The sequence below is a fragment of the Pseudarthrobacter phenanthrenivorans genome (genome assembly GCF_000813845.1).
In the GTDB taxonomy this organism is placed as follows: domain Bacteria; phylum Actinomycetota; class Actinomycetes; order Actinomycetales; family Micrococcaceae; genus Arthrobacter; species Arthrobacter phenanthrenivorans_B.
This window is the reverse complement of the sequence record NZ_JWTB01000018.1, coordinates 14338-34141: the sequence shown is the minus strand read 5'-3', so window position 1 is coordinate 34141 and position 19804 is coordinate 14338. Positions and strand designations below refer to the sequence as shown.

Annotated in this window: 22 protein-coding genes; 9 read left to right on the top strand and 13 right to left on the bottom strand. The window is 66.5% G+C overall.

Annotation, left to right across the window (positions count from 1 at the left end):
• Nucleotides 1–18 precede the first annotated feature (18 nt).
• On the top strand, nt 19–795 hold the full coding sequence (locus RM50_RS09620; RefSeq protein ID WP_043452215.1) for an IclR family transcriptional regulator: 777 nt from the start codon (nt 19–21) through the stop codon (nt 793–795).
• A 7-nt stretch (nt 796–802) separates the two neighbouring features.
• On the opposite strand, the gene RM50_RS09615 is transcribed toward RM50_RS09620, so the two are convergent.
• Both RM50_RS09615 and RM50_RS09610 read right to left on the bottom strand, forming a co-directional pair.
• Nucleotides 803–1576: an IclR family transcriptional regulator gene (locus RM50_RS09615; RefSeq protein ID WP_043452212.1), complete on the bottom strand. Its 774-nt coding sequence runs from the start codon at nt 1574–1576 to the stop codon at nt 803–805.
• Between the two features lie 153 nt (nt 1577–1729).
• Nucleotides 1730–3175 carry an amino acid permease gene (locus RM50_RS09610; RefSeq protein WP_043452210.1) on the bottom strand — a complete coding sequence of 482 codons (1446 nt, stop codon included), beginning with the start codon at nt 3173–3175 and terminating at the stop codon, nt 1730–1732.
• A 285-nt stretch (nt 3176–3460) separates the two neighbouring features.
• Here RM50_RS09610 and RM50_RS09605 point away from each other — a divergent pair, with 285 nt between their 5' ends.
• Together RM50_RS09605 and RM50_RS09600 are read left to right on the top strand one after the other, a co-directional pair.
• A complete protein-coding gene (locus tag RM50_RS09605) occupies nt 3461–4513 on the top strand; it encodes a homoserine dehydrogenase (RefSeq protein ID WP_043452208.1) in 1053 nt (350 codons plus the stop codon).
• Nucleotides 4506–5924 (top strand): aldehyde dehydrogenase family protein, encoded by a 1419-nt coding sequence (locus tag RM50_RS09600; RefSeq protein WP_043452206.1) that lies wholly within the window; start codon nt 4506–4508, stop codon nt 5922–5924. Before RM50_RS09605 ends, RM50_RS09600 begins: the two co-directional genes overlap by 8 nt.
• Here the strand turns inward: RM50_RS09600 and RM50_RS09595 are convergent.
• Entirely contained in the window at nt 5908–6423 is a 516-nt protein-coding gene (locus RM50_RS09595; RefSeq protein ID WP_043452203.1) for an Lrp/AsnC family transcriptional regulator, read from the bottom strand. The genes RM50_RS09600 and RM50_RS09595 overlap by 17 nt on opposite strands.
• A gap of 257 nt (nt 6424–6680) precedes the next feature.
• Here RM50_RS09595 and RM50_RS09590 point away from each other — a divergent pair, with 257 nt between their 5' ends.
• Nucleotides 6681–7199: an HAD hydrolase-like protein gene (locus tag RM50_RS09590; RefSeq protein WP_346421906.1), complete on the top strand. Its 519-nt coding sequence runs from the start codon at nt 6681–6683 to the stop codon at nt 7197–7199.
• Nucleotides 7200–7285: 86 nt separating this feature from the next.
• Complete coding sequence (rlmC, locus tag RM50_RS09585; protein WP_043452202.1) at nt 7286–8413, top strand: 23S rRNA (uracil(747)-C(5))-methyltransferase RlmC; 1128 nt, start codon at nt 7286–7288, stop codon at nt 8411–8413.
• Nucleotides 8414–8425: 12 nt separating this feature from the next.
• On the opposite strand, the gene RM50_RS09580 is transcribed toward rlmC, so the two are convergent.
• Together RM50_RS09580 and RM50_RS09575 are read right to left on the bottom strand one after the other, a co-directional pair.
• On the bottom strand, nt 8426–9046 hold the full coding sequence (locus RM50_RS09580; RefSeq protein ID WP_043452199.1) for an FMN-binding negative transcriptional regulator: 621 nt from the start codon (nt 9044–9046) through the stop codon (nt 8426–8428).
• Nucleotides 9047–9131: 85 nt separating this feature from the next.
• A complete protein-coding gene (locus RM50_RS09575) occupies nt 9132–10058 on the bottom strand; it encodes a DMT family transporter (protein ID WP_043452197.1) in 927 nt (308 codons plus the stop codon).
• Here RM50_RS09575 and RM50_RS09570 point away from each other — a divergent pair.
• Nucleotides 10057–11490, top strand: a complete 1434-nt coding sequence (locus RM50_RS09570; RefSeq protein WP_043452195.1) for a PLP-dependent aminotransferase family protein — start codon at nt 10057–10059, stop codon at nt 11488–11490. The two genes, RM50_RS09575 and RM50_RS09570, sit on opposite strands and share 2 nt — an antisense overlap.
• Before the next feature lie 157 nt (nt 11491–11647).
• Nucleotides 11648–12427 (top strand): hypothetical protein, encoded by a 780-nt coding sequence (locus RM50_RS09565; protein WP_240471929.1) that lies wholly within the window; start codon nt 11648–11650, stop codon nt 12425–12427.
• A 3-nt stretch (nt 12428–12430) separates the two neighbouring features.
• Here RM50_RS09565 and RM50_RS09560 read toward each other — a convergent pair whose 3' ends face one another.
• Complete coding sequence (locus RM50_RS09560) at nt 12431–13255, bottom strand: SDR family NAD(P)-dependent oxidoreductase (RefSeq protein ID WP_043452252.1); 825 nt, start codon at nt 13253–13255, stop codon at nt 12431–12433.
• 214 nt (nt 13256–13469) lie between these two features.
• On the opposite strand from RM50_RS09560, the gene RM50_RS09555 reads away from it, so the two are divergent.
• Nucleotides 13470–14876 (top strand): gluconate:H+ symporter, encoded by a 1407-nt coding sequence (locus RM50_RS09555; RefSeq protein ID WP_043452193.1) that lies wholly within the window; start codon nt 13470–13472, stop codon nt 14874–14876.
• Complete coding sequence (locus tag RM50_RS09550; protein WP_043452191.1) at nt 14876–15487, top strand: gluconokinase; 612 nt, start codon at nt 14876–14878, stop codon at nt 15485–15487. Before RM50_RS09555 ends, RM50_RS09550 begins: the two co-directional genes overlap by 1 nt.
• 78 nt (nt 15488–15565) lie before the next feature.
• Here RM50_RS09550 and RM50_RS21085 read toward each other — a convergent pair whose 3' ends face one another.
• The 7 genes from RM50_RS21085 to RM50_RS09520 all read right to left on the bottom strand — a co-directional run bounded on the left by RM50_RS21085 (nt 15566) and on the right by RM50_RS09520 (nt 19776).
• The gene (locus RM50_RS21085) at nt 15566–16021 is read right to left on the bottom strand and encodes a cupredoxin domain-containing protein (RefSeq protein WP_240471928.1); all 456 of its coding nucleotides are present in this window, start codon (nt 16019–16021) and stop codon (nt 15566–15568) included.
• Nucleotides 15981–16760, bottom strand: a complete 780-nt coding sequence (locus RM50_RS21080) for a hypothetical protein (RefSeq protein ID WP_240471927.1) — start codon at nt 16758–16760, stop codon at nt 15981–15983. Before RM50_RS21080 ends, RM50_RS21085 begins: the two co-directional genes overlap by 41 nt.
• Before the next feature lie 172 nt (nt 16761–16932).
• Nucleotides 16933–17136: a cold-shock protein gene (locus tag RM50_RS09540; RefSeq protein WP_015936345.1), complete on the bottom strand. Its 204-nt coding sequence runs from the start codon at nt 17134–17136 to the stop codon at nt 16933–16935.
• Nucleotides 17137–17329: 193 nt separating this feature from the next.
• On the bottom strand, nt 17330–17677 hold the full coding sequence (locus tag RM50_RS09535) for a PRC-barrel domain containing protein (RefSeq protein ID WP_043452189.1): 348 nt from the start codon (nt 17675–17677) through the stop codon (nt 17330–17332).
• Nucleotides 17664–18074: a hypothetical protein gene (locus RM50_RS09530; RefSeq protein WP_043452186.1), complete on the bottom strand. Its 411-nt coding sequence runs from the start codon at nt 18072–18074 to the stop codon at nt 17664–17666. Before RM50_RS09530 ends, RM50_RS09535 begins: the two co-directional genes overlap by 14 nt.
• Nucleotides 18071–19297 carry an Nramp family divalent metal transporter gene (locus RM50_RS09525; protein WP_043452184.1) on the bottom strand — a complete coding sequence of 409 codons (1227 nt, stop codon included), beginning with the start codon at nt 19295–19297 and terminating at the stop codon, nt 18071–18073. Before RM50_RS09525 ends, RM50_RS09530 begins: the two co-directional genes overlap by 4 nt.
• Complete coding sequence (locus RM50_RS09520; protein WP_043452182.1) at nt 19294–19776, bottom strand: hypothetical protein; 483 nt, start codon at nt 19774–19776, stop codon at nt 19294–19296. Before RM50_RS09520 ends, RM50_RS09525 begins: the two co-directional genes overlap by 4 nt.
• Between the last annotated feature and the right edge of the window lie 28 nt (nt 19777–19804).

The window sequence follows — 19804 nt, the reverse complement described above, 5'->3', positions numbered from 1 at the left end:
GTCCTCTAGACTCGGACCATGTCGAGGACTTCAAGCATGGGACGGGGCGTCAAAGCCGTCCTGGCGGCCGGGGAACGCCACCTGCGTGGCCTCCCCGGCGGCACGGTGGCAGAGATCGCTGCGGACCTGGGCAAGGACCGAAGCCAGGTTTCCCGGAGTTTGCGGACAGCAGAACAGGAAGGTTTCCTGCGAAGAACCCCCGAACGGACCTTCGCCCTGGACTGGAGCGTCCTGACCGACGCCCTCCTGCTGACCCGGCGCCGGCTGGCAACCGACGGCACCGCTGCCCTGGAAGGCCTCTCGAGGGAGACTGATGAGGGGTGCTTCCTGGGTGTCCTCAGCGGCAGGAGCACCGTAACGGTGGGCGAAAGCGTCCCGGCGAGCAGCCGGCTGGTGGGCTCGTGGCTGGGCCGGCCCTACCCCGCCTACTGCAGCGATGCCGGGCAGGCACTCTTGTGGGAGACTCCGGACGATGATGTCCGCAAAATCTTCGCGGGCGTCCAGTTCCAGCAGCACGGGCCGAACACCCCCGCGGACGTCGAGGACTTCCTGGCACGGCTCAGGAACGCACGGGTCCGCGGCTACTCCATCGTCGACGAGGAAGCGGAGCCCGGGCTCTACTCGCTGGCCGTACCCATCAGGGATTTCAGGGGTGACGTGGTGGCGGCCCTGCAGGTGGTGGGCCTGAAGGGCCGCCTTGAACCCAGCCGGTCCCGGCACGCCGAAGCGCTCGTCCGCCAGGGCCGCTGGCTGGAAGGCATGCTGGGATGGCGGTCTCCGGACAGCCACGCCTAAGGGCCGCCTACCCCTCCGGTCCGGGATGGACCGAACCGAGCCTCGCCGCGGCCTCCGCGAGCACCTCCGCCAATTCCGCTGCGCGGGGCCAAACGTCCGGCTGCCCGCCCAGCACACTCAGCGAAGCGACGATCCCACCGCCGGGATCCCGGACAGGCACGGCCACCTCGACGATGCCGTGTTCGAATTCCTCGTTGGCGACAACGAAACCTTGGGGCCTGTCTTTGGCCATGAGTTCCCAGGCCTCCGCGCAGGAATGCGGGGCGCCGGGACCACCGACGCCAACAAAGTTCACGTCGGAAAGCAAAGCTTCAAACCCCCGCCGCTTATGGTCCCACAACAGCGCCCTGCCCGATCCGGTACACCACACGGGCGTCACCATGCCGGGCTGGACGAAGCTGCCCGCCTGCGAATCGTTGCTGGATGCCAGGAGGAGGATGACCCGGTAACCGTCGCGGACCGAGACCCGGGCGCGCAGCCCCGTAGTGGCCACCAGCGCCTCCAGTTCCGCCGCCGCATGCCGGATCCACCCCGTATTGAGGGTGGCGGCAAGGCCGAAGAAGCCGGTCCCGACCCGGAACGGGCCGCGTTCGCGGCGCTCCAGCAGGCCAAGCTCACAAAGCTCCTGGGTCAAACGGGAGACGCGGCTTTGGTCCATTTCCAGCTCCGCGGCCAATTGGGAGACACCCATAAGCTGCTTCCCCGTCTTTTCCCGGTCAATGACCAGGCGCACTATCCGCAGTCCCTGCGCCAGTGACGACGCCTCCGGGGAGTTATCCACCCTGCTGCTCCTTCCGACCGGCAACCAGCCTATCCTCACACGTGGTCAGCACTGCCCGCCGCCTTACAGCAATCAGGTGGAAGCAACCCGGTCCCGGGCACGGTGATGGCCTGGCGCGGACGTTGGGCCGTCCGCGCCAGGCCATGGAAACGGTTAGCCCTGCGCCGTCTTCCCAGCTGCGGCCCGGCGCCCGTACCTGATGTGGAAGTAGCCGTAGCAGGCGGCGGCGAAAGGAATGCCAAAGTACAGTGCTGCCACCTGGGCCGGGTCCAGGGCGATGCCGACCAGGGAGACGGTGCAGAGAGTGAACGCCAGGACCGGCACCAGGGGGAAGAGCGGCGCGCGGTAGGACAACGTGGCCACGTCCCCGCCGTTCCGGACAAAAGCCCGCCGGTGGAAGAAATGCGAGGCGGTGATGGACATCCAGACTCCCACCACTGCGAAGCCCGCTACCGATACCAGCACCAGGTACACGGTCTCCGGGGCAACCACGCTGCTGATGAGTGAGGCCAGCCCTCCGAGCATGCTCACAGAGAGCGCGATCAGGGGGATGCCGCGGCTGGTCAGCTTTTTAAGCGCCCGGGGTGCGTGGCCTTCGTCGGCCAGGGAGTACAGCATCCTGGCGCAGGAGAACAAGCCACTGTTGCCTGCAGAGAGCAGGGCCGTGATGATGACGAAATTCATAACGTCGGCGGCAAAGGGAACACCCGTTGCCGTGAACACCGTCACGAACGGGCTCTCGTCGAGCCCAACTTCCTGGTACGGGATTGTGGCGGCGATGACGGCGATCGCTCCGACGAAGAACACCAGGAGGCGGATGACCGTACTGCGCATCGCTTTGGGAATGCTGGTGGCGGGATCCTTCGTCTCCCCTGCGGCGACGCCGATCAGTTCAGAGCCTGAGAAGGCGTAGAAGACTGCGAGCGCCGTCACCAGGACGCCGGTGAAACCGTTGGGGAAGAGCCCTCCGTCTGTGGTGAAGTTTTCGAACAGGAAGGGATGGTTGCCCGATCCGCTGAGCGGGTGGAAGCCCAAGAGGGCTGCCCCGCCCAGGACGATGAGCCCGATGATGGCGCCCACTTTGATGATGGCGAACCAGAATTCCGACTCGCCGAAGAACTTGGATGACACAGCGTTGAGGCTGAACAACGTTGCGGCGAAGACCAGGCACCAGACCCAGACGTCAACGCCCGGGAACCAGCGCTGCATCAGCAGGCCCGAGGCTGTGAACTCCGATCCGATGGCGACCGCCCAGCACAGCCAGTAGAGCCAGGCGGTGGCGAATCCCGTGGCGGGACCAATGGACCGGGCAGCGTAGATGTGGAACGCACCGGAGACGGGGTAGGCGATGGCGAGCTCCCCCAAGCAGGCCATGACCAGGTAAACCACGAAGGCACCGACGAGGTAGGCGAGAACGGCGCCCAGGGGGCCGGCCTGGGAAATGGTGTAACCCGAGCTGAGGAAAAGACCGGAACCAATGACGCCGCCCATGGCGATCATGACAAGGTGCCGGGGCCCCATGGAGCGGCGGAGCCCTGATTCCGTTGACGGCGGTGCGTCCGGCTCCGGCTTGAGGGTGAGGGGGGTCGAAGATTCCAAGAGGTGCCTCCAGTGGGGGGATGGTCGGAAGGACGGCCGCGGTTCGGGTGCCGGTCCATGAAGCTCTAAGCGCGTCGACAGTGACGAAAGTAACACAAACCGGCAGTTTTAGTCATCAAAATCATATTCAAATGCGAATGTTGCACGCTTATTGCTGTTACCCCATATGTCGATTTGCCCTTCAGATGGTCGTTTCGCCTCCCCCGCAGAGCGGATGGACATGCCTCAACAGACACCCGGCGGGCACAGGATGGGAGCACCAACAACCACATCAAGGGAGCAGCAATGACCACCTACGACATCGCGCTGATCGGGTTCGGCGGCGTCAACCGGACCCTCGCCGAACTGATCGCCACCAGAGGGGATGCGCTCGGCCGCACCCTCGGCTTTGACCTGAGGGTGGTTGCCATTACGGACCTCCGGCTGGGTTCCCTGGTCCAGGACGGGGGAATCGATCTTGACATGGCCCTGGGCCTGGATCCCGCCGCCGCGACGTTTGCAGCGCACGGCGGGTCAGCGGACCCGGACAACGAGCGCGTGATCCGCACCTGCTCTGCCGGGATCATTTGCGAAGCAACCTTCACCAACCCTGCAGACGGCGAGCCTGCGGCTTCACACGTCCGCTGGGCCCTGGAGTCGGGAAAGAGCGTTTGCACCACCAACAAAGGCCCGGTCGCCCTGCACGGCCAGGAATTGAGCCGGCTCGCGAAACTCAAAGGGCTGCATTTCGAATTCGAGGGCGCGGTGATGAGCGGGACACCCGTCATCCGGTTGGCCAAACAACTGTTCCCCGGACTGGTGCTCCATAGCTTCGAGGGCATCCTCAATGGCACCAGCAACTATGTCCTGGGCAGGATGGAACAGGGCCTCAGTTTTGAGGAATCGGTCCTCGAAGCCCAGGCCCGGGGGTACGCAGAGGCGGATCCCACGGCCGACATCGAGGGCCACGACGTCCAGCTGAAAGTCCTGATCCTCGCCAATGAGCTGCTGGGTGCGGACATCACGCTGGCGGATGTGCAGCGCCAAGGAATCTCAACGCTGTCGCCCGAGGACATCAGTCGCGCCAGGAACGAGGGGCGGCGGTGGAAACTGGTGGGCTCCGCGCGGCGGAACCTGGACGGAAGCATCACCGCCGGAGTTGCCCCCGTGGCGCTCCCCCTGGCCCACGGCCTCGCCGGGGTTTCGGGTGCCAACAATGCAGTGTCCTTTAATACCGATCTCCTCGGCCCGGTGACGGTGTCCGGACCGGGGGCCGGGCGGGTGGAGACAGCCTACGCCCTGCTGTCCGACATCATCGCCATGCATTCCGCACGGAAGCCGGTGGCTGCAGATGCGTGAATCAACCCTCTCACCACTGGATCACGCGACGGCCGCGTTCCGGGAAGTGCTCAGCCCCTACGACGGCCGGGTGGTGGGAGCAGTGGCCCTGACCCCGGCGGAGTCCGTGGACGCGATTGTCCGGGCTGCCAGGTCCGGGGCGGAGCAGGCACGCGCCCTGTCCCGCCATGACCGGGGAAAGCTGCTGGACGCGGCTGCCGCACTGATGGACGCGCGGCAGGCCGAATTCGCCCAGACCATCACAGCAGAGAGCGGCAAAACCATCCGCCAGGCACGCAAGGAGGTGCTGCGGGCAGTCAACACCCTGCGCCTGTCCGCCGTGGAGGCACGCCGGAACGCCGGCGAACTCATTCCCTTTGACTCCTATGAAGGCTCCGAGGACCGCATGGGGTGGTACTCACGGGAACCGCTGGGCATCATTGCGGCCATCACCCCCTACAACGACCCCCTTAATCTGGTGGCACACAAGGTGGGCCCGGCAATCGCCGGAGGCAACGCCGTCATCCTCAAGCCATCCGCGCTGACGCCCCTGTCCGCGCAACTGCTCGGCGAGGTCTTCGCCGAAGCCGGCCTGCCCGCCGGCATCCTCACGGTGGTCCACGGGGACAGGGACGTGGCGGAGGCGATCGTGCGGAGCCGGGAGGTCCGCATGGTGTCCTTCACCGGCGGATTCGCGGCCGGCGAGGCCATCGCCAGGACGGCAGGCCTGAAGAAGCTGTCCATGGACCTTGGCGGGAACGCCCCGGTCATCGTCATGGATGACGCCGACCTGGATGCTGCCGTTCCAGCCTGCGTCTCCGGCGCCTTCTGGGCAGCGGGCCAGAACTGTGTGGGGGTTCAGCGCATCCTCGTTGCCTCCTCCCGGTACCACGAGTTCCGTCGGCGCTTCCTGCAGGAGACGTCACGGCTGGTGGCGGGCGACCCCGCCGAGGAAGCGACCGACGTCGGTCCCATGATCAGTTCCGCCGCCGTGGATCAGCTCCAGGCCAGGATCCGGGCGGCGGTTGCCTCCGGCGCCGCAGTCCTCGCCGGCAACACCAGGGACAACAACGTGCTGCATCCGACGGTCCTGGAGAAAGTGCCCGCCGGCAGCAGGCTGTGGACGGAGGAGGTGTTCGGACCGGTCGTCATGCTGCAACCCTTCACAACCTTCGATGAAGCCGTGGAGACCGCCAACGCCATCGACTTCAGCCTCCACGCCGGGATCTTCACCGGATCGCTGGACGTTGCCCTGGACGCCGCGGGCCGCATTGACGCAGGCGGCGTCATGGTCAACGACTCATCGGACTACCGCTTCGACGGCATGCCGTTCGGAGGCTCCAAGTACGGCGGCCTTGGCCGGGAAGGAGTCCGGTTCGCCTATGAGGAGATGACCCAGCCCAAAGTGGTGTGCATCAAGCGCCTGGGCTGACCACCGGAAGCGAAGCCTGGCCGGGAGCGTTTCCCGGCTGGGCCGGCTTCGCTGCCGCATCCCGCCGGATGTAGTTGGACAGGGTCATGGCCGTCACGGTGTCCGTCACGCCGGGCGTGGCCGCTATCTGCTCCCAGATCTCCTGGATGCGTTCAAGCGACCGCGCTTCCACCCGGACCAGCAGGTCAAAGTCACCGCTGACCACATCGCACAGAACCACCTCCGGGATCGATTGCAGCACGGCGATGACGTCCGCTCCGCGCACCCTGTCCTTCCGGTAGACCATCAGGAAGGCAGAAACTGTGCCGTGCCCCGGGGCGCCGGTCACCACCGTGTAGCCCTGGATATATCCCTGCCGTTCCATCCTGTCGATGCGCTGCCGGACCGCATTGCGGGACAGCATCACCTTTGCGGCCAGCTCCGCGTGGCTGATCCGGGCATTGCGGGTCAGCTCCGCCAGGATGCCCTGGTCGATCCGGTCAAGACTCGCCCGATCCATGTTTCACCCTTCACCGCATGACGTCACGACAGCAGACACGAGTCGGCCCCGGCTCCAGATCGAAAGCACACAGAGATGATACTTCGGCAGCAGCCGCTCCAGAGCCAGCGCAGAGCCTTCAGTTGCGTGCTGTTGGACATGGACGGGACCCTGTTGGATTCGGCAGCGGGCGTGACGGCGAGCGCGGCCCGGGCGCTTGCCGCCGTGGGGCGCCTGTTCCACCGGCCGGGGACTTGGTCCGGCTGGTGGGGCCGCCCATGCTTGAGTCCTTCCGCGAGTACCTCGGACATGACGAGCTCCTCGCCCGGCGGGCGCTGCGGCATTACCGGAAGGCTTACGCGGAGCACGGGGCACACCAGTCGGTTCCGTACGCCGGGATCACCGAACTGCTGAAACACCTCCATGGTGCGGGCGTAGCCATGGCGGTTGCCACCTCGAAGGCCGAAGACCAGGCGCTCCGGATGGCCCGCCGGTTTGGCATGGACCAGTATTTCTCCGCCGTCTGCGGTGCTTCGGACCAGGAAGCCAGGTGGAGCAAGGCAGATGTGATTGCCGAAGTGCTGGACAGGCTGAGGGCAGCGAAGGTGGACGTCTCCGCCCCGCTCATGGTGGGTGACCGCAGCCACGACGTGGCCGGTGCAGCCGTCCACGGCATTCCCACGGTCTTCGCCGGTTGGGGCTACGGCTCGGCAGGGGAAGAAGCAGGAGCCGCGGCCGTTGCCCCCTCACCGGCTGCGGTGCTGCCGGTCTGCCTTGCCCTGGCGGTATCGCGCTGAAAGGTACGACGCCGGCACTCCGCCGGGTGCCGGCGTCGTGCCTTCGCGTCGTGGCCGGGAGGGCGAGCGGGTAAACTTGACCAGTCATGCGCTGTTCCTACTTTGATGCCGGCACCTGCCGCTCCTGCACCCAGATGGGCAGGCCCTACGGCGAACAGCTGGCCGGCAAGCAGCAGCACTGCCAGGGCCTCCTGTCCGGGCATACCGCGATCGAGTGGCTGCCGCCCGTTGCCAGCCAGGAGTCCGGCTTCCGCAACAAAGCCAAGATGGTGATCGGCGGGACAGCCCAGAACCCCACCATCGGCATCCTCGACGCGGACGGCCACGGCGTGGACCTGCGCAAGTGCGGCGTCTGCTCCCCCGGCCTGCTCGCCTGCTTCCCGGTACTGGCCACCTTCATCCGCCGGCTGAGGCTGACGCCCTACGATGTTCCGCGCCGCTCGGGAGAACTCAAGCACGTCATCATCACCGAGTCCCCGGACGGCGAGGTAATGCTCCGCCTGGTCCTCCGCTCGGACCAGACGGTGCCCCGCATCCGGAAACACCTTCCGGACCTCTTGGCCGCCCTGCCGCAGGTCAAAGTGGTCTCGGTCAACCTGCTCCCGGAGCACAAGGCCGTGCTGGAGGGTGAGCAGGAGATCCTGCTGACCGCTCAGTCCACCCTTAACATGCGGGTTAACGACATCAACCTGCACCTCCGCCCGCAGAGCTTCTTCCAGACCAACACCGCGATGGCTGCCGCCCTGTACCGGCAGGGCCGCGAGTGGGTCAACGAACTGGCGCCGGCCTCCGTATGGGACCTGTACTGCGGCGTGGGCGGGTTCGCCCTGCACAGCGCCGCCCCCTCCCGCACCGTCACCGGCATTGAAACCAGCAGCGAAGCGATCGTGTCCGCCCGGCTTAGCAGCGCCGAGGCAGGCCTGGCGGGGATGGACTTCCAGGCCGGCGACGCCACCGCCTTCGCCCTGGCGGCGGTGGAGTCGCCGGAACTGGTGATCGTGAATCCGCCGCGGCGGGGCATCGGCAAGGAGCTGTGCGGCTGGCTGGAATCCTCGGACGTGCGGCACGTGGTGTACTCCAGCTGCAACGCCCAGTCGCTGGCACGGGACCTGGCTGCCCTCCCCTCCTACACCGCCCGCCGGGCACGGGTGCTGGACATGTTCCCGCAGACCACCCACTACGAGGTGATGGTGCTGCTGGAACGCGCCGGCTGACACAGGCACCGCTCAGGGGCGGGCGCGTTCGACGGCGGCCGCGCCGGCTTCCCGCCCGCTGGCCCGCAGGCCTGCCGCCACCCCTTTGGCGTCCGCTTCGGAGCGGTTCTGGCTGAGTTTCTCCTTCGCCTCGATCCGGGTGATCACCAGTTCCACGCCCACGATGGCGCGCAGCTGCCCGGCGATGAACTTCTCCGGGGCATCGTCCACGGCCCAGGGTTCCTCCCGGCCGTCCTCGTGCAGGGCCGTCAGGTGCCGGACGTGCCGTGCCAGCCAGCCGGCGTCGTCATGGACCACCAGCTCGCCGTACACGTGCGCGGTGCTGTAGTTCCAGGTGGGGACCACGCGGCCATGCTCGGCCTTGGAGGCGTACCACGACGGCGAGACGTAGTCGTCCGGTCCCTGGATGATGGCGAGCGCTTCGCCGGTGGGCACACGTGACCACTGCGGGTTGTTCCGCGCCATGTGGGCCTGCAGCGCACCGTGCTCCCCCACCACGGGGTTGTATGCGAAGGGCAGCAGCGTTGCCAGCAGGCCCTGGTCCGTCACGGTGACCAGGTTGGCGGCTCCGGGGGCGGCGAGGAGGTTCCGGAGGGATTCCGGGCGGGCCGAGAAATGGGCGGGGATGTACATGGGGAGGTCCTTTCCGTCGGTTGAATTGGGTTGGTTGGACTGGCTTGCTTGGGCGGATCTGGTTGGGTGGCTTTGGTTTGGCCGCTCAGGAGGATGGCTTGAGCCGGACACGGACGGCCGCGGCAGCGCACAGGATCACGGAGAGGGCGCCGATCACGGTGGTCCAGGGGAGCGCCTCGCCCAGGAAGAGGGCGGCCCAGCCGATGCTCAGGACGGGCTGGACCAGCTGGATCTGGCTGACCTGCGCCATGGGGCCGATGGCCAGGCCGCGGTACCAGGCGAAGAAGCCAAGGAACATGCTGACCACGGCCAGGTAGCCGAACGCGGCCCACTGTGCGGGCGTGGCCGACGGCGGCTGGGTGAGGGCGGAGCCTACGGCCAGTACCAGCATGGCCGGGGCGGCGAGGAGCAGCGCCCAGGCGATGGTTTGCCACGCGCCCAGTTCGCGGGCCAGGAGGCCGCCCTCGGCGTAGCCGACGGCCGCGCATACCACGGCGCCGAGCAGGAGGAGGTCCGCCCAGTGCAGCTGGCCTACACCCCCGGACTGCAGGAACGCGAAGGAAACCGCCGCCAGGGAGCCCAGCACCATCACGGTCCAGAAGGCCGCGGGCGGCCGTTCACCGGTCCGAAGGATGGCCACGGTTGCGGTGGCGGCAGGCAGAAGGGCGATGACCACGGCACCATGGGCCGCGGGAACGGCGGTGAGGGCATAGGAGGTAAGCAACGGAAAGCCGGCGACGACGCCGCCGGCCACCAGCGCGAGGCGCAGCCACATGCGCGGCCGCGGCAGCCGCTGCCGGCTCAGTGCGAGTGCGGCGGCGGCAAGAATGGCTGCCACCACGGCCCGGCCTGAACCGATAAACAGCGGCGGGATGCCTGCGACCGCCACCCGGGTGAAGGGCACCGTAAAGGAAAAGGCCGCGATGCCCACGAGGCCCCACCAGATGCCGGTGGCCCTGCGTGGGAGTATCACTGTGCCAGCCAGGACAGTAGCGCTACTATGTTCTTTCATGAACAACGATAGCAGCTCTCGGATTGTTGCGGCACTCAGGCTTTGGGTGGCCGCGGCCGCTCCGGGGGCGAAACTGCCGTCCACCCGGCAGTTGGTGGCCGAGCACCAGGCCAGCCCGGTCACGGTGCAGAAGGCACTCCAGGTACTGACGGCGCAGGGCCTGATCGAAAGCCGGCCCGGCGTCGGGACGTTCGTCCGTGCGGTCCGGACGGCCCGCCCGTTGGACTACGGCTGGCAAACGGCGGCGCTGCGGTCGCCGTCGTCGACGCTGCCGTCGTCGTCGGGCACCATGCGCAACGTGCCCGGGGATGCCATCTGGTTCCACTCCGGCTACCCGGACCGGGAGCTCCTGCCGGAGCGGCTGGTCAGGTCAGCCCTGGCCCGGGCCGCCCGCGGGGACGCCGCGCTGTCCCGGCCGCCTGCAGCGGGAATGCCGGACCTGCAGCAGTGGTTCGCCCAGGAGCTGGGGCAGGCAACCCCGGTGGGCATTACACCTCCCACGCCGAACGACGTCATCGTGCTGCCGGGAAGCCAAAGCGGCCTGAGCTCCATCTTCCGCGCCCTGGTGGGCGCCGGGCAGCCGCTGCTGATCGAATCACCGTCATACTGGGGCGCCATCCTGGCCGCCGCCCAGACCGGCGTGCGCGTGGTTCCAGTGCCCACGGGTCCGGACGGACCCGATCCTGCCGACGTGGACCGCGCCTTCGCCGAGACCGGCGCGCGTGCCTTCTACGTGCAGCCCAACTTCGCCAACCCCACAGGGGGGCAGTGGACGCCGGAACGTGGAGACCAGATCCTGGACGTGGCCCGCCGGCATGGCGCCTTCCTGGTGGAGGACGACTGGGCCCACGACTTCGGAATCACCTCGGATCCGGTCCCGCTGGCCACCCGCGATGACGCCGGACATGTGGTCTACATCCGGTCCCTGACCAAGAGCGTCTCCACAGCCATCCGCATTGCGGCAGTGACTGCCCGCGGTCCGGCCCGGGAACGCATCCTCGCCCAGCGCGCCGCCGAATCCATGTACGTGAGCGGGCTCCTGCAGGCCGCCGCCCTGGATGTGGTGACCCAGCCCGGCTGGCAGACGCACCTGCGCAGCCTCCGCCAGCAGCTTCAGGCACGCCGGGACCTGCTGGTCACGAGCATCCGTGACCACGTTCCCCAGGCCCATCTCGATGCCCTGCCCAGGGGTGGACTGAACCTGTGGCTCCGCCTGCCGGATGCCACCGATCTGCCACGCCTGGTCCGGGACTGCGAGGACGCGGGGGTGATCATCGCCGCCGGCACGGAGTGGTTCCCGGCCGAACCCGCAGGCGCGTTCATCCGCCTCAACTACTCCGGGCCCAACCCGGGCGCCTACCCGGAAGGGGCTCGACGCATCGGCGAGGCGCTGGCGTTGCAGTCCCACCTCTCGGGCGCCGGCAATACGTGACTCCACGCCTGCTGCGCGAGGGATTGGCGGGCAGCGGGAAGCAACTCAAAGATCATCCAAGGAATCGATCAAGATTGGCGCTTAACCCGTTCCGTCAAAACGGCTGGAGCTACGCTGGCCGTGCACTTCGCATCCAGCACACGCACTTGGGGGATCCATGCCTGCACCTTTCCGCTCTTCAGCGCCGCGCAACCACTGCCAGGAAGACGCCTCCGGCGCCCGAGCCTCCCTGCGGAAGGGCCGCACTCCAGCACTGGCCGCAGGTGCAGCCGCCGTCGTCGTCCTTCTGCTGACCGGCTGCGGCGGCACCCAGGCCTCCCTGACGGCCGGCGCAAGGCCCGCCAGCGAATCTGCGACCGCAACCCCCACGGCGACGCCCCTTGCGCATACCTTGTGCAGCACCGTGAACGCGGAACAGACGGCGGCAGCCAGCACCTATGTCTGCACCGAGGACGAATCGGGCAGGTTGGTCTGGCTTGAGGCTGCAGAGGCCAAAGGCGTTACCGAAAAGCTGGCGGCCGCGGCGGCGGCGAAGGCGGCAGCCGACAAGGCTGCGGCAGACAAAGCGGCCGCAGACAAAGCAGCGGCGGACAAGGCAGCAGCGGACAAGGCAGCGGCAGACGCAGCCGCAGCAGCCGAGGCAGCCGCCAGGCAAGCCGCCGAAGCGAGGGCAGCCCAGGAGGCTGCGGCGGCACAGGCCGCAGCGGAAGCGGCCGCCAAGGCAGCGGCGCCTCCGGCTCCCGTTGCCCCTGCCGTTCCCGGGACCAATCCTGGCTGCGATCCGAACTACTCAGGCTGCGTCCCCATTGCGTCCGATGTGGACTGCGCCGGCGGCAGCGGAAACGGCCCGGCGTACGTCAGCGGTCCCGTCCAGGTCATTGGCCGGGACATCTATGGCCTTGACGCCGATCATGACGGCGTCGGCTGCGAGCGGTAGGGACTAGACGAACTTCTTGACCAGTTCTTCGCTCTTCTCCCAGAGCCCGCGAGCCAGTTCGGCGTCGTAGGCCTGCCGGTTGGCCTTGGCCAGGGCACGCTTGGCGTAGTAGGCGCCGGAGATCCAGTCCGCGCCGGGGGTGCCGTTGATCAGCCACAGCATGGTGTCGGCGCCCTGGTCCGGGCTGAGCATGAAGCGGTTCAACAGTGTCTTGTAGGCGTGCCGGAAGGGGCTGGTGGAGTCCGCCGCGAAGTTGGTCCGGACCACGCCCGGGTGGAACGCCGCCGTCGAAATTCCCTGGTCGTGGAAGCGGCGGTGCAGCTCCGAGGTGAACAGGATGTTGGCGAGCTTGCCCGTGCCGTAGGCGCGGTAGGTGCGGTACCCGTGCTCGGCGTTGAGGTCGAACAGGTCCAGCTTGCCGGAGAAGTTTGCGGCACTGGCGGTGTTGATGACCTTTGCCCCGCTGGCGGTCAGGGTGTCCATCAGCAGGTTGGTAAGCAGGAACGGCGCCAGGTGGTTGACCTGGAACGTCAGCTCGTTTCCGTCCACGGTGAGCGTGCGCTTGCCCATCATGCCGCCGGCGTTGTTGGCCAGGACATCGATGCGCGGGTAGTTGGCTTTCAGCTTCTCCGCTAGTCCGCGGACCTGCGCCAGGTCGGAAAAGTCGGCCAGGTAGTGGTCGGCGCCAATGTCCGTGGCCAGTGCGCGGGTCTTCCCAGCGGAACGGCCGACGACGACCACCTGCTCCCCTGCCTTGGCCAGCGTCCGGGCGGCTGCCGCGCCGATGCCGTCGCTGGCGCCGGTGATCACGATGGTGCGAGGAGTCAAGGGATGTCCTTTGATCGGCGGGAAGCGCACCCGGTCCGGCACACCAAAGGGAACAACGATGGCGGAGCGGCAGGTGTTCCCGGCACCCACAGGCCCCCACAGCGTTTAGAACCACTGTAAGTCCTACTTATTCACTTTTTTGGTGTTATACGTCATACTTATTGCAGCCCGCCACCAGCACCGTTGGCGGTTGCACTCCAACCGAGGAAGCCTCATGCAATCCCTACTCCTTCCCGCCGCCGCAGAGCCTTGGAACGGACACGACACGCAACTGGTCGTGGTCGCCGCCATTGGCATCGCGCTGATCGTTTTCCTGATCGTCAAACTCAAGCTCCACCCGTTCCTGTCGCTGGTCCTCGGATCCGCGTTCGTAGGCCTTGCCTCCGGGGTGGAACTTGGGAAGGTCATCAGCAACTTCGAAGACGGTGTCGGGGGCACCCTGAAAGAAGTCGGCCTGCTGATCGCGCTCGGCGCCATGCTGGGCAAGCTCCTGGCTGATTCCGGGGGCGCAAACCGGGTGGTCGACACCCTGCTGGGCAAGGTCTCCCCGAAAGTCCTGCCGTGGGCCATGGCGCTGGTCGCCGTCATCATCGGATTGCCGATGTTTTTCGAGATCGGCCTCGTGCTGCTGCTGCCCGTCATCGTGTTGGTGTCCCAGCGGTCCGGCCGGAAGCTGATGCGGGTAGCCATTCCCGCTCTCGCAGGCCTCTCAGTCCTGCATGGACTGGTCCCGCCGCACCCCGGTCCGCTTGTCGCCATCTCCAGCCTTAACGCGCCGCTGGGCATCACCTTGGCCCTCGGACTCCTGATCGCCATTCCCACCGTCATCGTCTGCGGCCCGCTGTTCGCCATCTACGCTGCGCGCTGGGTCCCGGTGGACGCGCCGAAGGTAGCCGGTGGCATCGACACCGAACACACCCAGGCCGATCCTGACGTCAAGCGCCAGCCCACTTTCCTCGTGACCCTGCTGACCATCGTCTTCCCTGTGGTCCTGATGCTCCTCAAGGCCGTAGTGGATATCGTCGATCCCAACTCCAAGAACCCAAGCGCAGCGCGCGTCTTCTTTGACTTCATCGGTGAACCGCTTGTGGCAATGACCCTCGCAGTCCTGCTTGCCCTCGTGACCTTCGGCTACGCCGTCGGCTTCACCGGTACCAAAATCGGCACCAAGATCGGTGCATCCGTGGGCCCCATTGCCGCCGTGATCCTGATCGTGGGCGCGGGCGGGGGCTTCAAGCAGACCCTGATCGGAGCCGGCGTCGGTGATGCCGTTGCCAAGTGGGCCACCGGAGCCAACATTTCGGTCCTGGTCCTTGGCTTCCTCATTGCGGTTGCCATCAGGCTCGCAACCGGTTCGGCCACCGTGGCCACGGTGACGGCGGCAGGCATCGTCGCTCCGCTGGCGGCCAGCCTCTCCCCCGGACACGCCGGCCTGCTGGTTCTCGCCGTGGGCGCCGGTTCATTGTTCCTCTCCCACGTGAACGATGCCGGCTTCTGGCTGGTCAAGGAGCTCTTTGGTCTGACCGTAGGCCAAACGTTCAAAACCTGGTCAGTCATGGAGACCCTCATCTCCGTGGTAGGTTTCGCGCTGGTCATGGTCCTCTCAGTGGTGATCCCCTGATGGCCGCTGCACGCACCCCCGAGTCCGTTCAGCAGCCGGTCCTGGTCATCATGGGCGTGTCCGGCTCCGGAAAGTCCACGGTGGCAGGGATCCTTGCCGGCCAGCTCGGCTGGGACTTGGAGGAAGGCGACGACCTGCACCCGGCCGAAAACGTGGAAAAGATGGCGTCCGGCATTCCCTTGACCGACGAGGACCGTTGGCCTTGGCTGGACACGATTGCCTCGTGGATCATCGAGCACACCATGGCGGGTATACCCGGGATCATCACCTGCTCAGCGCTGAAGAAGACCTACCGGGACCGGCTTCGCGAGAAGAACGTCGTCTTCGTGCACCTGTCAGGGTCCAAGGAACAGATCGGTCGCCGGCTGACGGCGCGGATGGACCACTACATGCCCCCGTCCCTGCTTGATTCGCAGATCGCCACCCTCGAGCCGCCGGGACCGGATGAGAACACCATCGTGGTGGACGTGGGGCGGACCCCCGCTGAAGAAGCCGCAGAGGTGGTCAGGCGCCTCGGGCTCTCTCCGGCGTCCGGTTCATCCGCACTGGGGCACCCCCACCCGGGCACGTCCTCCGCCGCCGGCCAGCCCGAAGACCCTGCCGGCGCATAAGCCCGTCCACGTCGGGGGCCGCAGCGCCACGGTGCCCGGCTGGGGCAAAGGCTCCGGCCGGGCACGTAACCTGATTCATTAATCGACGACGTGCACCTCGCCCACCATGCCCATGTAGTCATGGAGTGCGCAGATGTACTTGAACGTTCCGGTTGCCTGGAACTTCACCGTGAAGGTGTGGCCGGGAAGGAGGATTCCCGAGCTGAGGTCGCCGCCCGAGAAATGCCACGGGTCGCCGGACGGGGCAAAGATATTTTTCGGTTCGTTGCCGAAGGTCACGGTGTGTGGAGCACCCATACCGTTATTGACGAAATCTACCTTTTCACCAACATGCACCGTCACGCTTGGCTGCACGAAGCGCATGACCATGGCCACGCCGTCGTCACCGCCCGCCATGACCTTGTGGTTGCTGGCTTGTTCGGCCAGCGAGGCGTCGAGTCGCTGCCCATCGCGGATGATGGACCGCGCCTGTTCCCGTGATTGCCTGTTGTAGTCACCCTGGTTGTAGGGATAATCCGTGCCCTGCTCGCGCACGTGCACGGTTCCCTTCATCATCTTGCCGTGGACCAGGCAGTAAGTAGGTGAAGTCGCCTTCCCGCGGGAACGACAGGCTGTAGCTCCTAACACTTGGGAAGCCGGGCACGTCCACATTCGCCATGATCCCGGAGTTGTAATAGGACTTCCCGTCGTAGTAATCATTCCCTCGCTTTTGCAGCTCATCGGCGCTGAACGGATTGAAATCCTGCAGTGCCTGGCCGGTCGCCAGGAACGTCACGGTGTGGATTTCTGCGGAGTTTGCCTGCCAAGTGATGGTGTCCCGCTCATTGATAAAGATCTCCGACGGAAGGAACGCCATGCCCTGGATCTCCTGGTCGCGGGACTCAGAGCCCACTTGCACCTGCCAGGTGCGGTGTCCCCATCCGTCGGCGGCTGCCGGGCCTGCTGCAGCAAGTGATGCGAGCAGTGCTACAGCGAATGCGAGAATGAATGCCAATTTATTGGATCTCGATGTAATTCCCCGATATTGCTTCATGACAACGCTTTCTCGGACTGCCATCGGCCCAGGGCCGGTGGCAGCTGCAGCCGATCCGGTTGCATTGCAAGAAGGGCCGAACCGGCCGCGGGTTTTTGGAGTGAAGGTGCCGGCTGCCGATGCCGGGGAGCGCGGGCGGCCGGTGCCGGCCAGCGATTGGGCCGGACATGCACCACCCCATCTGGTGCCGAACTGCTTGGAATATTCCTCAAGGCGCCGCCGCCCGCGTGGGTTGTCCACGCTGCATCCGTACGCACCTTCAAGAGTGCTCCTGCACGCGGGGTTTGTCGAGAAGGGATTAATTGTGGTCGGAAACCCGTGCATCCGCGCAGCCGGGTTAACAAAAGCAGGGCCTGCCGTGAATCACGGCAAGCCCTGCTTGGAAACCTAACGGTCCCGGAACCCTAAAAGATTAGAGAGCCTGGATGTTGGTGGCCTGGGGACCCTTGGGGCCCTGCTCGGTGTCGAAGGAAACCTTCTGGTTCTCTTCGAGGGAGCGGAAGCCGGAGGAGTTGATCGCGGAGTAGTGCGCGAAAACGTCCTGCGAGGAGTCGTCCGGGGAAATGAAGCCGAAGCCCTTTTCAGCGTTAAACCATTTGACGGTACCAGTAGCCATTATTTTTGTCCTTCGTGAAGGTGGAGGGAAAATCCCGACTTTCGGGCCCTCCGGCGTGGGGTGTTCAAAAACCGCTACTTCAGAAGAACACGGACTTTCGACCGCGCGTACTGCCTGAACTACCAACTGCATAAACACAACAACAGGTTCAAGACTACAGGAGATTCAGCCCACGCCTAATTACCCCCCCGGGCTATCCCCGGCCGCCGTCATCCAGGGCAGTGCTGTAGCGGGTGAAGCCGGGGCGAAGCCGCACGGAGCGTTCGCCGATCACGGCGATGTCCTCCCACAGCACCAGGAATGATCCGCGGTGCCGCCACCGGAGGATCCGGGCAATTGTGCGGGGCCGGGTGAGGCCGTTCCGCTCGTAGCCCATGAAGGAGGACGCGCTGTGTGGGCCCACCACCAGCCCCAGTAGCCGAGGCTCCGCCATCAGCTGGTGCGGGGTGCCGTCCAGCACGAACCGGGCGTCTGCCACGCGGCCCAGCCGCCCGCCGTCGGCATCAAAGACAGGGGTCCCCAGCAGGTCACCGAGGATCATGGCGGCCTCCCGGAATCCTGGCGATGATCTTGTCCCGCATCCACCGCTCCACCCAGCCGGCATCCAGCGACTCACCGCTGATGCCCAGGCGCAGCACCACGTCCACGTCCGCCACGTCCTTCCAGGAGATGCGGATCAACCGGGACGACGGCGGCCTGCCGCCAAAGATGCGCGTCCCCAGCACCGCCCCGGTCAGGAGGGCAGTAATGACCGGGGCGGGTGTACCGGGCGGGATCTCCGTGTCCAAGGCGGGCCCGCTCAGTTCAAGATCGTCCACGGTGGTGACCGGGACGCCGTCGTGGTCCAGCACCTGGCGGTCCATCAGGTGCAGCTGCGCATCCAGGACCCTGCCGGAGACCGGCGGGGCGGGCGGGAGCGGCCGCTGGGGGGACGTCATGAGCCGGCTCCTGTCACGATCATGAGGGGTATGGCGGCGAGGGAAGCGACCAGGATGATCACCAGGTAGACCATGCCCAGCACGTTCACCACGCGTCCATTGACGTGCTCCCGCATGTACTGCGGATCATTGGCCACGATGAGGATGGGCAGGTAGGTCAGCGGCAGGGCGATCGCGGAGAACACCACCGAGTATTCAGTTACCAGGACGGGATCAACCCCCGTGGCCAGCACGGCAAGGCCCACCAGGAGGCAGACGATCATGGACAAGTGGAAACGCGCGGCCTCGGCCGGCCGGCGGAATTTACCCCAGGACCAGCCAAAGAACTGCGCCAGGGTGTAACCGCTGGACAGGGTGGTTTCCAGGGCGGCGCCGAACGTGGCCGCCACAATGCCCACCAGGACCACCGCCAGCCCCAGCTTCCCCGCCCCTTCGGCCACCGGCAGGACCACCTGCGACAGCGATGTCACCGAGATCCCGGCGGGCAGCAGGACAACGGCCGCGCACGCGGCGATGGCCACGGACAGCAGGCCGCCCAGCGGAAAGCCCACCAGGACGTTGGTGCGTTCCTGGAGGAGGTCCTTCACTGTCCACCCTTCCTCGACCGCGCCTGAGGAGAAGAAGAACACTTCATAAGGGGTCATGGCCGCACCGAACAGGGCAATGGCGTAATAGCTGTACGTCCAAATTGTTTCCTGCCCGGGCACGGTGGGCATCAATTGCCCGGCCAGCGCGCCCCAGTCCGGTTTGAGCAGGAACAGCGCCACCGCGAAAACGATCAAGGTCAGGCCCACCAGGCCGGTGACGTTTTCCATGATGGAGAACCGCACCCGCCAGATCACAAACCACACCGCCAGCGCCGCCACGGGAATCCAGAGCAGGTAGTACACGCTGCTGGCCAACTGCAGGGCCAGGGCCACACCGCCGATCTCCGCAGTGACGGTCATGAGGTTGATGAGGAACGACGCCGACAGGTTGGCCAGCCCGGCCCGCGGCCCCAGCCGTTCACGGATCACCTCGAAGGTGGCCCGGCCGGACGCCGCCGCCACCCGTCCGGACATGTTGGCGAACAGGCAAATCCCCACCACACCAACGCCCACGACCCATACCAGGGACAGGCCGAAGCGGGACCCCACCACGGCGTTGGTCACCAGGTCACCGATGTCCACGAACCCGCCGATCGCGGTGAGGATGCCAAGCGCGACGCCGAGGATCCGCTTCACTTGGATCCCACCTTGTCTTCGAGCTGCTTCAGGGCGTCCTGCGCGCCGGCCAGCGCCTTGTCACCGTCCGCAAGCGAGGGGGTACCGCCGTCGTCCGCCGAAAGTGCGGCGCGGGCGGTGGCAAAGCCGGCGGCGCACTGGTCCAGGACGTCCAGCGCCTGCTTCTGTGTATCGCGGTCCTCCGGGGTGGCCGGCGAGAGTTTCAGGACGCTGCTCCGGCTGGTCTGGATTTCCTTGAGCTCATCGTCCAGGGTCGTTGAGGTGGCGGCGCGGGTCAGCTTGCCGTCCATGTCCTGGCGGAGGGCGATGCGTGCGGTGGCGACGGCTGAGCTGCTGTCCTTGACGGCCGTGGACACGGATTCGTTGGTGCCGCCGCTGCAGGCTGCCAGGACGGCGAGCGCGGTGAGCGGCATTGCCAGCCTGCCGAAGGCCCGGGGCCGGGGCCTTGCGGCCGGGGCTGAGGCTGGCTTGTTCCGCACCGTGGCCTCCAGTCCCCGGGAAGCCCCG